Genomic DNA, 15,074 nt, shown 5'->3' with positions numbered 1-15,074 from the left:
GCCGTCGAGGGCGCTCTTGTATTGGTAACAGGCGCGATATCGGATTGGCTTCGCGGTCCTGCAAGAGGTCCGGATCGGAGCGTAACGATACGTGACTTTCCTGTGACAGCGGCTCGCGGCGGAAGCGTGGCCGCAATCATAAATCGCTGTAATGTGAGTGTGCTCTCCCGGCGGTCCGACGGGCTCTGGAACGGCGTCTGGCGACAGGTCATGACAACTCCCGGGCCGACGCTGCGCCGACCCGGGAAGCTGTACCGTAGCCCTGCTGCCAACATCCTGTCAGCAGGCGATGCGATCACTGCCGAACGGCGTGGATACCCTTCTCGGCCAGCAGCGCCTGCACGCTGTCCTCGCCGACCAGATGGGCCGATCCGACGGCGATGAAGGCGGTGCCCGATCCGGCCAGCAGGGTCTCGATCTGTCCGGCCCAGTCGGCGTTGCGGCGGGCCATGAAGATCTCGTGCGCCTCATCGGAAATGTCACGCCCGTTGTTCCGGGCGTAGACCGCCATGGCGTCCAGATCTCCGGCCGTCCAGCCGGCGACGGCGCGGTCCAGCTGCTGCGCGGCCGTGTCATGGGTCGCCAGATAGTGGCGCAGATAGGTGGTCTCGCCGTCCTCGCTCATGCTGGCCAGACCGGCCATCTGCTGGTCCATCGTCTCGAAGCCGCGCAGCGTCTTTCCGGCGGCCAGCGCCCGGCTGCGCAGGTTCGGTTCGACGCCGGCGGTCGGGTCGTAGCCGGCGGTCGTCAGGGGCGTCATCGCGACCATCATGGCGGCGAACCAGGGGCGCATCGGATCGATCTGCGCCGGATCCATGCCCATCGACCGTACCGTCGCGTCGAGCCGCGCCTTCTCTTCGGGCGTCAGGCGGCTGGACAGCGGGCGGTCCGGCGACAGGCCATGGTCGCGCATTGCGGTCATCATGGCGGTCTGGTCGTCCGGGTTCGACAGTTCGAACCAGACTTCGGAGGCGCTATCGAAGGCCGCGTCGACCTTGTCCGACCCCCAGGCCGTGCCGGGGCGCAGCAGATGGATCGTGCCGAACAGATAGACGGTCGAGTCGGCGTCGCGGATCACCCACAGCGGCGGGCCGTCGCCGGCGGCGCGGGGCGCGGGGGCGGCGACAGCAGCGGCCGGAGCGGCGGCGGGCGCCTCCTGGGCCTGGGCTCCGGCGACATGGAGGAAGGCGCTGGCGACGAGGGTCAGGCAGAGCCCGCCGGCGAAGCGTTCAAGGCATGAGGCGGCGCGCCCCAGAGCGGTGCTGGTGGTCATGGTCGTGTTCCTTGATGTGTGGGGTGCGGGTCGATCCCGCGGAAAGAAGCAGAGCCTGGGGCTCAGGGGTGGAAGATGGCTTCCACGGGGCGGCCCAGTTCGCGGGCGACGCGGCAGGCGAGGGTGATGGAGGGCGAGTAGGTCCCGGCCTCCATCGCCCGAACTGTCCGGCTTGAGATCCCTAGGCGGCGGGCCAGTTCCGCCTGGGTCAGGTTGCGCTCCAGCCGAAGCGTTTTCAGCGGAAGAGCGGGGCTCATTCGGCGTCCCACCCGTAGCGGCGGCTGAAGCTGATCAGGGCGTTCAGCAGGGCGACCACGATGGCCGCCGAACCGATCGACGGCGTGTAGCCCCAGTGTTCCGGCCACAGCGGCAGCGGCTCCGTCAGCCCCGACGCGACGACCACGGTGATCAGCAGCATGAAGGTGGCGGCGCCCGGCGAGCGCCATTCGTATTCGGAAATCGACTTGGTCATGACAAGGCTCCCTGTCGTTGTGACAAGGGTGTTTTACATCGCCGCCAGTCTAAGTCAAGCGTGTTTTACATCATGACAAGCAAGCTTGCCTGAAGCCCGCAGTCAGGGGCTTTCAGTGGGGTTTCGGGCGGCTCCCATGGCTCGCAGGCGAGCGATTTTCTCGTGGAAGGGCGTCCAGTCGTCTCCGCCGTCGATGGCGGCCCAGATCGTCTCCACCTCGTCGATCACCATCTCCTCCGGCTCGGGCCGGGCGAAGGGCGCGGCTTCCAGACGCTCGGGCCGGTCCGGCTCGTGGTCGAACAGGCTGAAGCGGAAGTCGGCGAAGACCTTGCTCTGGTACAGGGTCGCGCGGGGCCCCGAGAGCGCCCGGGCCGAAGAGGCGAAGCCGCCGAACCAGTCATGGAACAACGGCTCCCAGCGCATCGCCTCGCCGCCCTCGCGCAACAGGGCCAGGGTGGTGTCCAACAGCCTCTGGTCCGCCGCCTCGCCGAGGCTCTTCACCCCCAGTCGCGACAGGAAGGCCGCGCGCAGCTCGCGGATATAGGCCGGGCCGAAGCCGTTCAGCGCTTCGGTCAGGGCCTCGGCGTCGGCGATCAGCTTCAATGCCCCGCCCAACTGGGTCAGGGCCCAGAACACCGCCTCCGGCTGGCGGGCGAAGGCGTAGAGCCCCGTCTGGTCGAAATAGGCCGCCGTGAAGCCGGGCTCGTAATACGGCAGGAAGCGCCAGGGGCCGTAGTCGAAGCTCTCGCCGGTGACGTTCAGATTGTCGGTGTTCAGCACCCCGTGCACAAAGCCCGCCGCCACCCAGCGCGCGGTCAGCCGCGCCGAGGCCTCGACCACGGCGCGCATGAAGCCGGGAACGTCGCCCTCGGCCAGGTCGGGGTGGTAGAGCGACCGCGAATGCTCGACCAGCGCCTCGACCATGTCCGGTCTTCCGAAATAGGCCGCACGCTGGAAGGTGCCGAAGCGGATATGGCTGTGCGACAGCCGCACCAGCACCGCCGAGCGGGTGGGGGAGGGCTCGTCGCCGCGCTGCAGTGCCTCGCCGGTCTCGATCAGGCTGAAAGCCCGGCTGGTCGGCACGCCCTGCGCCTCCAGCATCTCCGCCGCCAGCACCTCGCGCACCCCGCCCTTCAGCGTCAGCCGCCCGTCCGCCGTGCGTGACCAGGGCGTCGTGCCTGACCCCTTGGTGCCCAGGTCCAGCAGGCGCCCCTCATCGTCTCGAAGCTGACCGGCGAGGAACCCCCGCCCGTCGCCCAGGTCCGGATTGTAGTGGCGGAACTGATGGCCGTGATAGCGCATGGCCACCGGACCCGGCTGGCCGGGCAGGGGCACGAAGCGGCCGAAATGGGCGATCCACTCCGCGTCCGTCAGCGTCTCCAGTCCCACGGTCGCCGCCGCCCGGTCGTTGCGGAAGCGCAGGCGGGTCTCGGGGAAGTCGGCGGCGCGCACGGGATCGCCGTACTCGCCTCCCAGATCGAAGAAGCGGGGCTCGGGGCGGTAGGTCGGGGAGACGGGCATGGGGCGCAGATGCGGCCTCAATCGGCCTTTCGCAACCGTTTTGCCTTGAACCTCAGGCCTCCGACCGTATTGTAAAGGCAGACATCGGGCCCGCCGCTTTCGTGGTTGTGGTCAGGCCGGCGCCCAGGTGAATCCGGTCCGGCGTCCGTCGATAACCGGGCGTCATGAAACCCCCATTTGGTTCGGAGGCGACATGGCGCGCAAACTGACACTCGACTTCCTCAAGACAGAGGCCGGCTCCGGCGCGGTTCTCGGCTTCGCCGCCCTGCTGGCGCTGATCGTCGCCAACTCGCCCTGGTCGAAGGACTATTTCGGCTGGCTGAAGAGCGAGCACGTCCTCCAGCTCGGCCCCATCATGCTCGAGCTGACGATCTCCGACTGGATCAAGGAAGGTCTGATGGCGATCTTCTTCCTCGTCGTGGGGCTGGAGATCAAATACGAAATCCTGCGCGGCGAGCTCAGTGATCCGCGCAAGCTGGCGACGCCGGTGCTGGCCGCGATCGGCGGCATGTTGGCGCCCGGCCTGATCTATCTGATCTTCTCCACCGCCTTCGCCGGGCCGCATGCGGGCTGGCCGATCCCGCTGGCCACGGACATCGCCTTCGCCCTGGCCGTCTTCGCCATGGTGGCGCGCAATTTGCCGTCCTCGCTGCGGGTCTTCCTGCTGACCCTCGCCATCGTCGACGACCTGGGTGCCATCGCCCTGATCGCCATCCTCTTCTCCAGTGGGGTCCAGATCGGGCCCCTGCTCTGGATCGCCGGCCTGCTGGTCATCGGGGCGCTGGTCGCGCGCTGGAAGAAGATCCCGTCGCCCTTCTGGGTGCTGGGCTTCGGCATGGTCTGGTACCTGACTGTGCAGGCGGGGCTGTCGACCTCCCTGACCGCCGTGGCCTTCGCCGCCATCGTGCCGATCCAGGAGCGGCGCTCCGACGGGCAAAGCCCCCTGCGCGAGGCGATGCACGACCTCCACCCCTATGTGGCCTACGTCATCCTGCCGATCTTCGCCTTCGCCAAGGCGGGCGTCAGCTTCGCCGGCCTGTCGCTGGAGCAGGCCTTCGCGCCGCTGGTGCTGGGCATCGCCCTGGGCCTGTTCATCGGCAAGCAGATCGGGGTGATGGGCGCGGCGGTGCTGGCGTCGGTGACCGGGCTTGGGCGTCGGCCGACCGGTTCGACCTGGCTGGAGCTCTACGGCGTCAGCCTGCTTTGCGGCGTCGGCTTCACCATGAGCCTGTTCATCGGCGTGCTCGCCTTCCCGGGCGCGATCGACTCGCCGGAACAGGTCGAGGTGAAGATCGGGGTGCTCGCCGGCTCTATGTTATCAGCGATCACTGGCGCAATTGTTCTCGGGATCGCGGCCAGAAAGCGCAAAAAATTGGCCGCTAGCGCCCCGTAAAATCGCAAGAACTGAGCAAATATTGACGTTGCGTCATCGGTTTTTGTCGCTTTTGCGTCACAGTTCCGCTTCGCCTACCCATGAAATGCGGCGTGGCCAAACAGCGCTCCTTGTCGGTGAGTCCCGCCTGAGTTACCCAAAGACAACTGGAGTATCGCGTTCCACGTAAGAGCGCGGCCCATGGGATCAGGAAACGCCGCGGTCTCCGCCAAAGTGCGGGCCCGGCCTCAGTCGGGGAGTGGGCATGCGCCTCACCAACAATCTTCGCACCACCGTTTCGGCCGCCGTCATCGGCGCCTGTGTCTTCGGCTTCGCCGGGGTCGCCTCCGCGCAGAGCGCCGGGCAGGAGCAGGCGACGACCATCGACGACATCATCGTCACCGCCCAGAAGCGCGAGCAGAACCTGCAGGACGTGCCGATCGTGGTCACCAGCCTGCCGGCCGAGCAGCTGGAGAACGCGGGCGTCCGTGACATCAAGGATCTGCAGATCCTGACCCCGGGCATGACCGTCACCTCGACCCAGTCGGAAGCCTCGACCACCGCGCGTATCCGCGGCGTCGGCACCGTCGGCGACAACCCCGGTCTGGAAAGCTCGGTCGGCGTCGTGATCGACGGCGTCTATCGCTCGCGCAACTCGGTCGGCTTCGGCGACCTGGGCGAGATGAGCCGCATCGAGGTGCTGAAGGGGCCGCAAGGCACCCTGTTCGGCAAGAACACCTCGGCCGGCGTCATCAACATCCTGACCGAAGCGCCGTCGTTCAACTACGGCGCCAGCGGCGAGCTGACGATGGGCAACTACGGCGCCGTCGGCGTCTCGGCCTCGGTCACCGGCCCGATCACCGACCAGCTGGCCTTCCGCCTGTACGCCGGTCACCGCGAGCGTGACGGCTTCTATGACGTCAACATCGGCGACGGTCCCCGCGCCGAGAAGGACGACCAGAACCAGGACTTCTCGACCTTCCGCGGCCAACTGCTGTGGCTGCCGAACGACAACACCTCGATCCGCTTCATCGCCGACTACACGACCCGCGATGAATACTGCTGCACCGGCGTCCAGATCCGCACCGGCCCGACCTATCCGCTGGTCGACCTGGTCTCGAACGGCACCGGCCAGCGTCCGCCGGCCACCGGCTTCGGCGCCCTGCCGTTCTCGCGTCAGGCCTTCGCCAACCGCGGCACCGGCCAGGACATCCAGGACATGGGTGTCTCGCTGGAAGCCAACATCGACCTCCCGGACCTGTTCGGCGGCGCGACCTTCACCTCGATCTCGTCGTGGCGCGACTGGAGCGGCGATATCGGCATGGATATCGACTACACCGGCGCCGACATCCTGTATCGCGAACAGAACGGCGGTTACGGCTACTCGGTCGACAACCTGACCCAGGAATTCCGCCTGGCCGGCTCTAACGAGCGTCTGGACTGGCTGGTCGGCGTGTTCGCCACCCGTGAGCGTATCGGTCGCGGCGACACCTACTACTTCGGCGCCGACTACGGTCCCTTCCTGTCGCTGCTGCTGACCGCCCAGCTGAACGCCGCCACCGCCGGCGCCCCGACCCCTCCCGGACCGATCCCGATCAACCCGGGCCGTATCGGCTGCTTCACCGCGCCGGGCCAGACCGCTGCCGGCCTCGGCGGCTGCCTCTACGGCGCCGTCCCGGCCTCGGGCCCGGGCTTCGTCGTCGGCCAGGGCGTCGCCGACTTCTACGACCAGGAATCGTCGTCGCTGGCGATCTTCACCAACAACACCTGGCACATCACCGATCAGTTCGACCTGACCCTGGGCCTGCGTTACACCCAGGACGACAAGAGCCTGAGCGCCCAGCAGCGTAACGTGAACGGCAACGGCGCGACCTGCGCCGCCTTCGGCGCCAACGCCGCCGCCATCGCCGGCGCCCTGGGCAGCCCGGCCACGGCCGCGACCATCATCGGCAACGCCTGCCTGCCCTGGGCGAACGCCGCCTACGCCAACCGCAACATCGAGGAAAACTTCGATGACGGTGAGCTGAGCGGAACGATCAAGGCGTCCTACCGCCTGAACGACTCGGTCATGGCCTATGCGTCGTACGCTCGCGGCTACAAGAGCTTCGGCTACAACCTGGACCGCGTGCAGACCGGCATCACCCCGGTGGCCTCGCTGCTGTTCCCGTCGGAAGTGGTGGACAGCTACGAAGCCGGCGTGAAGATGACGCTGGTCAACCGCACCCTGCTGCTGAACGCCACCTACTTCGACCAGACGTTCAACGACTTCCAGCTCAACACCTTCCTCGGCACCGCCTTCGTGGTGGAATCGATCCCCGAGCTGACCTCGCGCGGCATCGACGCCGACATGCTGTGGTTCACCCCGGTCGAGGGCCTGAGCCTGAGCGGCGGCGTGACCTACACCAACACCGAGTACGGCAACTTCACCGCCGCCGACCTGACCAACCCGGGCAACTTCCCGCAGCTGTCGCTGCTGCCGGGCGCCCGCGCCTCGTTCGCTCCGGAATGGTCGCTGTCGGCCTCGGTCAACTATGACCGCAGCATCGGCAACGGCCTGCGCGCCGGCTTCAGCCTCGCCGGCAAGTACATGAGCGAGTACAACACCGGTTCGGATCTGCTGCCCTGGAAGATGCAGGACGCCTTCACCACGCTGAACGGCCGTATCTCGTTCGGCGCCGAGGACGACAGCTGGACGGTTGACGTCTGGGCCCAGAACCTGACCGACGAAGAGTATGTGCAGGTCGCCTACAACGGTCCGCTGCAAGGCACCGCCTTCCAGTCGACCCTGCAGACCGGCGGCACCCACCCGGGCACCTTCTATAACGGCAACCTGGACACCCAGACCTACGACGCCTTCCTGGGCCAGCCGCGCACCTACGGTGTGAGCCTGCGCTTCAAATACTGATCGCTTCAGCATCGCTGAAACGGGAAACCGGCCGGGGGCGACCCCGGCCGGTTTTGTTTTGGCCGCTCACCGCCGGGCGGGCGGGGGGTGATTGGTGATTGGTGAACAGGCGAGCGGCGGCCCCACGGCCGTTTTCGATGTGGGCCTGGGCGGGCCGACCGGGTCTGGAACGTCAGGGGGTCGGCCTGGCGCAGTAACGAAAGGGGCGGAGCGTCTGAAAACGCCCCGCCCCAATCACCAATCACCAATCACCCGGGTCGGAGCGGGCGCGCCACTCGCCACTCGCCACTCGCCACTCAAGCGCCCTACCAGCGCTCGTCGATCCCGTCCGGCCCTTCCGGGGCAGGCTGCGCCAACGCCGCCTGTCGGCCCTCGCCCTCGGCCTTGCGGGCCGCCAGTCCGCCGCCGAAATGGCGACCGATCCAGCCGGCGATATCGTCCACGATGGTGAAGATGGCCGGGATGTAGAGCAGGGACAGGAAGGTCGAGGAGATCAGCCCGCCCAGCACCGCCACCGCCATCGGCGAGCGGAACTCGACGTCCGCGCCCACGCCGATGGCGATCGGCACCATGCCGGCGCCCATGGCGAAGGTGGTCATCAGGATCGGCCGCGCCCGCTTGTGGGCGGCGTCCATGATGGCCTCGTAGCGGCTCATCCCCTCCTTCTCGGCCATGATCACATAATCGACCAGCAGGATGGAGTTCTTGGCCGCGATCCCCATCAGCATCAGCACCCCGATCAGGGCGGACATGGAGAAATTCTTGTCCGCGAGCGCCAGGGCGATGAAGGCGCCGCCGATGGCCAGCGGCAAGGCCGCCATGATGGTGATCGGGTAGGCGAAGCTCTTGAACAGCAGAGTCAGCACCGCATACATCAGCAGGATGCCCGAGACGAAGGCGATGGCGAAGCCGATGATCATCTCCTGGATGAACTCCGCATCGCCCGCCGGCACCTGACGCACGCCCGCGGGCAGGTTCTTCACCGACGGCAGCTGGTTCACCGCCTGACCGGCGGCGCCGGTGGTGATGCCGTTCAGTTCGGCGGTGATCGAGGCTACTCGTGAGCGGTCCTGACGGGTGACCGTGGCCGGGCCCGCGCCGAAGGCGACGTCCGCCACGGCGCTCAGCGGCACCTGTCCGCCGGTGGCGGTCGGCACCCGAAGGTTCTCGATCACGGTCAGATCCTCGCGCGCTGCTTCGGTCAGTTGCAGGCGGATCGGGATCTGGCGGTCGCCCAGATTGTACTTCGGCAGGTTCTGGTCGATGTCGCCGATGGTGGCGACCCGCACGGCCTGCGAGATCGAACCGGCCGACACGCCCAGCAGGGCCGCTTCGTCAGCCCGGGGCGTGACCACGATCTCGGGGCGGGCGATGGCGGCGGTGTTGACGATGTTGGCCAGACCCTGGACCCCGCGCATCTCCTCCTCGACCTTGCGGGCGGCGGCGTCCAGCGTCGCGGGATCGTCGCCCAGGATGGAGAAGGTGTAGCTGGTGCCGTCGCCCGGTCCGCCGCCCTGCTGGGCGATGCCGGCGCGGATGCGGGCGCCGGGGATGGTCTTCATCTCATCGACCATGACCCGGGCGAACTGCTGCTGGGTCAGGTCGCGATCGCCCTTGCCCACCATGTCCGCATAGATGTTGGCCTGGTTCACATCCTGACCGCCGATGGCGGCATAGACGGAGGTGACCTCGGGCCGGGCTTCCAGCTTGCGGGTGACTTCGCGCACGACGGCGTCGGTCTGGGCCAGGGTCGATCCCGGCGGCGTCTCCACCTGGAAGGCGGCGCGACCTTCATCGGCGGGCGACATGAACTCGAACGACATCTTCGCCACGACCGACGCGCCGATCGAGCCGATCAGGAACAGGAAGCCCAGCACGAAGACCTTCCAGCGGTTGGCCAGCGACCAGCGCAGCCCCCGCAGGTAGCCGTTCATCCAGAACGGATCCTTGTCCTCGTGCTTGGTGTGTTTCAGCATGAAGGCCGCCATCAGCGGCGTCAGCGTCCGCGCCACGACCAGCGAGAAGAAGACTGAAATACAGGCGGCCAGGGCGAAGGCCTTGAAGAACTGGCCGATGATGCCCGGCATGAAGCCGACCGGGGCGAAGACGGCGATGATGGTTCCGGTGGTCGCCACGACAGCCAGCCCGATCTCGTCCGCCGCCTCGATCGAGGCCGCATAGGGCGGCTTCCCGTCCCGCATGTGCCGGACGATGTTCTCGATCTCCACGATGGCGTCGTCGACCAGGATGCCGATGGTCAGCGACAGGGCCAGCAGGGTCACCGTGTTCAGTGACTGGTCCATGGGCGCCAGGAGAGCGAAGGTCGGGATCAGCGACAACGGCATGGCCATTGCCGCGATGAAGGTCGCGCGCCAGTCCCGCAGGAAGATGAACACCACGATCACGGCCAGCAGGGCGCCGAGGCCCAGCGCTTCCAGCGAGGCCAGGTAGCTTTCCTCGATGTATTTCACGCTCGAGGTGACCTGCTGGATGGTCAGGTTGGGATTGGCCTCGTCCAGGCGTTTGACTTCCGCGCGGACGGCTTCGGCCACCTTGACCTCGGAGGCCGTGCGCGAGCGCAGGAAGTTGAAGGTCACGGCCTCCTGACCGTCATAGCGGGCGATCCGGCGCGGCTCGCCCCACTTGTCCTCGACCGAGCCCAGATCGCCCAAACGCACCGTCCGGCCGCCGTCCAGCGGCACCAGCGTCTCACGGAGCTGCTGCACGGAGGTCGCCGAACCGACCGTTCGCACAGCCCGTTCCGACCCGGCCACAGTCACGCGGCCGCCGGGCAGGTTGTTGTTCACGCTGGTCAGCGCCTGGCTGACCTGGGCCGCCGTCACGCCGTAGGCGGACAGGCGTTGGGGGTCCAGTTCGACGCGGATTTCGCGATCCACGCCGCCCGAGCGGTTGACCTCTCCGACCCCGCCCAGCGCCAGCAGCGAGCGGCTGACCTCATTGTCGATGAACCAGCTGATCTCCTCCGGCGACATCGTCGGCGAGCGGACCACATAGGTGATCAGGGCGTCGCCGGTGATGTCGATGCGCTGAACCGCCGGTTCCTGCATGTCCTGCGGCAGGCTGGCGCGCAGACCGGTCATGGCGTTGCGCACGTCATTGGTCGCGCGGTCGGTGTCGGTGCCCAGTTCGAACTCGATGATGGTCGAGGAGACGCCGTCGGAGATGTTCGAATTGATGTGACGCACGCCAGACAGGCCGGCGAGGGAGTCCTCGATCAGCCGGGTGACCTGCACCTCCATCTCGGCCGGCGCCGCGCCCGGACGGGCGGCGGTGACCGAGACCAGCGGGAAGTCGACGTCGGGGTTGTTGTTGATCCGCATGCTGGCGAAGCCGACGGCGCCGGCGATCGTCAGCAGGACGAACAGCAGGATGATCGGAATCGGGTTCCGGATCGACCAGGAGGAAATCTGGTTCATGTCGGTCGCTTCCGCTTAGTGGGCGCTGGCCGGGGCGGCCGACTGGGCTTCGGTTTGCTGGGTGACGGCCTGCTGGGCCTGCGTCGCCGAGGCCACGCGAACCCGGTCGCCCTGGTTCAGGAAGCCTGCGCCCTGTACCACCACCCGCGCGCCGACGGCGACGCCGGACACCGCGGTGCGGTCCTGCTGGCGGTTCAGCACCGTGATGGGCTGGAAGCGAACGGTGTCGCCGCTGGCCATCACGAACACGCCCGCCTGATTGTTGCGGTACAGGATGGAGGCGGTCGGCACGACGGTCGCGGGCTGCTCGCCCACATCGATGACAGCGCGGGCGAACATGCCGGGGCGCAGCGCGCTTCCCGGCGCCAGGGCGACACGGGCCAGACCCAGCCGGGTCTCGGCGTTCACTTCCGGCGTCACGATCCGGACCGTGCCGGTCGTCGGCGCGGCCTGGCTGGAGGTCACCTGCGCGGTCTGGCCGGCGCGGATCAGGGCCAGTTCGGTCTCCGGCACCTGGGCGTCCAGCTCCAGACGGCCGTCACGCACCATGCGGAACAGCTCGGTCCCGGCGCTGATGATCTGGCCGCGGGTCACGCTGCGGCTGATGATCTGGCCCGAGACGGGCGCGCGGATGGTCGCCTGCGACTGGCGGGTGCGGGTCTCGGCCAGGGCCGCGCGGGCCGAGGCCAGATTGGCCGCCGAGGCGCGCTGGTTGGCCAGCGCCGTATCCAGCGAGGCCTGGCTCAGGAAGCCGCGTTCCTTCAGCTCCTGCGCCCGGGCCAGGGCGGCGTCATCGCGGGCGGCGTTGGCCTCCGCGGTCTGCACCGCCGCCTGCTGCTGGCGCACCTGGGCGTCCAGCAGGGCGGTGTTCATCTGCACCAGCGGCTGTCCCTGACGCACATAGGAGCCTTCATCGACATAGACGGCCGTGGCCACCAGTCCGCCGGTCTCGGCGCCCACCGGCACCTCTTCCCAGGCCGTCACCGTGCCCGAGGCCGTGACGGTGCGGGCCAGATTCTGCGTGGTCGCGGTCTGGACGGCGACGGTCTGGGCGCTGGCGCCCGTGTCCGCCTTCTCCTCGCCCCCGCCGCAGGCCGCCAGCGCGACGGCTGCGGTCATCAGGGTGGCGGCGACAGTCCAGCGGCCTTGAAGCTTGATCGACACTTGGAATCCCCTTGGCGGCCGCGCGGGGAGGCGCGCGGTCGAGCGAAACAACGCCCATCGGGGCGTCCGGTTGTCATCCGTCGTTGAATAACGTTTCCCCAAGCTGTCGGAAACCGACAAAGCGTCGCGTTACGAGGATGTAATCCGTAACAAAATCAGTAGCGGGGATTAACCGTGACGCCGTTCCGTTGGCGCTTTTCCGCCTGCCGTGCTAGGCGCGCCGGACCATGCCGACCACCCCTATCGAACGCATCCGCAACTTCTCCGTCGTCGCCCACATCGACCACGGCAAGTCCACGCTCTCCGACCGCCTGATCCAGTACACGGGCGGGCTGACCGCGCGCGAAATGTCCGCGCAGGTCCTGGACAACATGGACATCGAAAAGGAGCGCGGCATCACCATCAAGGCGCAGACCGTGCGCCTGACCTACAAGGCCAAGGACGGGCTCGACTACGTCCTGAACCTGATGGACACGCCGGGCCACGTCGACTTCGCCTATGAGGTGTCGCGCTCGCTGGCCGCCTGCGAAGGCTCGCTGCTGGTCGTCGACGCCTCGCAGGGCGTTGAGGCCCAGACGCTGGCCAACGTCTATCAGGCGATCGACAACAACCACGAGATCGTGCCGGTCCTGAACAAGATCGACCTGCCGGCCGCCGAACCCGACCGGGTCCGCGCCCAGATCGAGGACGTCATCGGCATCGACGCGTCGGAGGCCGTCATGGCCTCGGCCAAGTCGGGCATCGGCATCGAGGATGTGCTGGAGGCCATCGTCACCCGTCTGCCGGCGCCCAAGGGCGACATCGACGCCCCGCTGAAGGCCATGCTGGTCGACGCCTGGTACGACCCCTACCTCGGCGTCGTGCTGCTGGTCCGCGTCTTCGATGGCGTGCTGAAGGCCGGCCAACGCGTGAAATTCATGCAGAACGGCTCGACCCACCTGGTCGACCGCGTCGGCGTCTTCCTGCCCAAGAACACCCCGGTCGATCAGCTCGGCCCGGGCGAGGTCGGCTTCATCACCGCCCAGATCAAGGAAGTCGCCCACGCCGCCGTCGGCGACACCATCACCGACGAGAAGAAGCCGACCGCCGAACCGCTGAAGGGCTTCAAGGAAGTCCAGTCGGTGGTCTTCTGCGGCCTGTTCCCGGTGGACGCCGCCGACTTCGAGGACCTGCGCGCGGCCATCGCCCGCCTGCGCCTGAACGACGCCTCCTTCACCTATGAGATGGAAAGCTCGGCGGCCCTCGGCTTCGGCTTCCGCTGCGGCTTCCTCGGCCTGCTGCACCTCGAGATCATCCAGGAGCGCCTCAGCCGCGAGTTCAACCTCGACCTGATCGCGACGGCCCCCTCGGTCGTCTACAAGATCGACCTGCGCGATGGTTCGCAGATCGACCTGCACAACCCGGCGGACCTGCCGGACGTGATGCAGATCATGGACATCTCCGAGCCGTGGATCAAAGCCACCATCCTGACGCCCGAGGAGTACCTCGGCGGCGTGATCAAGCTGTGTCAGGACCGTCGCGGCGAGCAGAAGGAACTGACCTGGGTCGGCACCCGCGCCATGGTCGTCTACGAACTGCCGCTCAACGAGGTGGTCTTCGACTTCTACGACCGCCTGAAGTCGATCTCGAAGGGCTACGCCTCGTTCGACTACGAGATCACGGACTACAAGGTCGGCGATCTGGTGAAGATGTCGATCCTGGTGAACGCCGAGCCGGTCGACGCCCTGTCGATGCTGGTCCACCGCAACCGCGCCGAGACCCGCGGCCGCGGCATGGTCGAGAAGATGAAGGAGCTGATCCCTCCGCACATGTTCCAAATTCCGATCCAGGCGGCCATTGGCGGCAAGATCATCGCCCGCGAAACCGTCCGCGCCCTGCGCAAGGACGTGACCTCCAAATGCTACGGCGGCGACGCCACCCGGAAGAAGAAGCTTCTGGAGAAGCAGAAGGAAGGCAAGAAGCGCATGCGGCAGTTCGGCAAGGTCGAAATCCCGCAGGAAGCCTTCATCGCCGCGCTCAAGATGGACGAGGATTGAGAGACACGAGGGGAGCCGGTTCGGCTCCCCTTTTTTCTACCGCCCGCCCAGCAGATCACTCCATCGCCAGCTGCCCGCGCCCAGCGCCACCCGGGCCGCGCCGGGTCCGTCGCTGAGGGTGAACAGCACCATGCCGCGCATCGCCTCGCGACGGCAGGCCTGCGGGGCGAAGGCGACCTCCAGCGCGATGGCCTGACGCACCCCCGCCAGCCCCTTGCCCGACTGCCCCGGCGTCTGGCGCCAGTCGCCGTCCCAGACCAGCAGGGCGCGGTTCGAGCCGGCGGCGCGGTGGGCCGCCATCACCGCCTCGCGCACCTCGCCGTCCTCGCGCAGGGCGTTCTGGATCTCGCGCACCAGATCACAGCCGCCGCCGTCGCCGGATCCGCCGCCGCCCCCGCCGCCCGAGCCGCCTCCACCGCCGCCGCCGCCCGAACCCGCGCCCGCGCGCAGGGCGCCGGCCAACTGGGCGTCGCCGATCGTCGGCATGGCGATCTCGGGCGGGGTAGGGGGCGTCGAGGCGGGCAGGGGGACCGAATCCATGCGCGGCGTCGGGCGGGCGGGGCGCAGCCGGGGCGGGGGGCGGGTCGCCGGCGGGCGAACGGTCGGCGCGGGCTGGGCCGCCGCCGGGGCGGGTGTCGGCGTCTCGGCCTTCGGGCCCGGAGGCGGCGGGGCGTCCGTCGGCGCGGGCGGTGGCGGCGGTGGCGGAGGGGGCGGCGGCGTGAACAGCTCCACCATCACCACGGGCTCGACAGGCAGGGACAGGTCGTCAGGCGTCTCGCGCGCAGCGAACACCACCGGCAGCAGGACCAGATGCGCCAGCACCGCCCCGGCGGCGGCGCCCGTATGCCTCAGGGTCCGGCGTCGTCCCGTCTCGCTCATCCGTTCTCCCGAACG

General features: G+C 68.1%; 10 protein-coding genes. 3 read left to right on the top strand and 7 right to left on the bottom strand.

Features of this window, described 5'->3' with window-relative positions:
- Positions 1–295 precede the first annotated feature (295 nt).
- From ACFQQC_RS01045 to ACFQQC_RS01030, 4 genes are all read right to left on the bottom strand, one after another.
- A complete protein-coding gene (locus ACFQQC_RS01045; protein WP_376858851.1) occupies positions 296–1,273 on the bottom strand; it encodes a TraB/GumN family protein in 978 nt (325 codons plus the stop codon).
- 62 nt (positions 1,274–1,335) lie between these two features.
- On the bottom strand, positions 1,336–1,530 hold the full coding sequence (locus ACFQQC_RS01040; protein WP_376858849.1) for a helix-turn-helix transcriptional regulator: 195 nt from the start codon (positions 1,528–1,530) through the stop codon (positions 1,336–1,338).
- Complete coding sequence (locus ACFQQC_RS01035) at positions 1,527–1,745, bottom strand: hypothetical protein (RefSeq protein ID WP_376858847.1); 219 nt, start codon at positions 1,743–1,745, stop codon at positions 1,527–1,529. Before ACFQQC_RS01035 ends, ACFQQC_RS01040 begins: the two co-directional genes overlap by 4 nt.
- A gap of 102 nt (positions 1,746–1,847) precedes the next feature.
- Positions 1,848–3,266: a protein adenylyltransferase SelO gene (locus tag ACFQQC_RS01030; protein ID WP_376858845.1), complete on the bottom strand. Its 1,419-nt coding sequence runs from the start codon at positions 3,264–3,266 to the stop codon at positions 1,848–1,850.
- A gap of 193 nt (positions 3,267–3,459) precedes the next feature.
- On the opposite strand from ACFQQC_RS01030, the gene nhaA reads away from it, so the two are divergent.
- A complete protein-coding gene (gene nhaA, locus ACFQQC_RS01025; RefSeq protein ID WP_376858843.1) occupies positions 3,460–4,659 on the top strand; it encodes a Na+/H+ antiporter NhaA in 1,200 nt (399 codons plus the stop codon).
- Positions 4,660–4,903: 244 nt separating this feature from the next.
- Positions 4,904–7,543: a TonB-dependent receptor gene (locus tag ACFQQC_RS01020; protein WP_376858841.1), complete on the top strand. Its 2,640-nt coding sequence runs from the start codon at positions 4,904–4,906 to the stop codon at positions 7,541–7,543.
- Between the two features lie 305 nt (positions 7,544–7,848).
- Here ACFQQC_RS01020 and ACFQQC_RS01015 read toward each other — a convergent pair whose 3' ends face one another.
- A complete protein-coding gene (locus ACFQQC_RS01015; RefSeq protein ID WP_376858839.1) occupies positions 7,849–10,980 on the bottom strand; it encodes an efflux RND transporter permease subunit in 3,132 nt (1,043 codons plus the stop codon).
- A gap of 15 nt (positions 10,981–10,995) precedes the next feature.
- On the bottom strand, positions 10,996–12,144 hold the full coding sequence (locus tag ACFQQC_RS01010; RefSeq protein WP_376858837.1) for an efflux RND transporter periplasmic adaptor subunit: 1,149 nt from the start codon (positions 12,142–12,144) through the stop codon (positions 10,996–10,998).
- Between the two features lie 227 nt (positions 12,145–12,371).
- Between ACFQQC_RS01010 and lepA the strand changes: the two genes are divergently transcribed.
- Positions 12,372–14,180: a translation elongation factor 4 gene (gene lepA / locus ACFQQC_RS01005; RefSeq protein WP_376858835.1), complete on the top strand. Its 1,809-nt coding sequence runs from the start codon at positions 12,372–12,374 to the stop codon at positions 14,178–14,180.
- Between the two features lie 36 nt (positions 14,181–14,216).
- On the opposite strand, the gene ACFQQC_RS01000 is transcribed toward lepA, so the two are convergent.
- Entirely contained in the window at positions 14,217–15,059 is an 843-nt protein-coding gene (locus ACFQQC_RS01000) for a hypothetical protein (RefSeq protein ID WP_376858833.1), read from the bottom strand.
- Between the last annotated feature and the right edge of the window lie 15 nt (positions 15,060–15,074).

This window comes from Brevundimonas sp. GCM10030266, from assembly GCF_042666595.1.
GTDB lineage: Bacteria > Pseudomonadota > Alphaproteobacteria > Caulobacterales > Caulobacteraceae > Brevundimonas.
The sequence above is the reverse complement of the archived record's forward strand: the minus strand, read 5'-3'. Positions and strand labels throughout refer to the sequence as shown.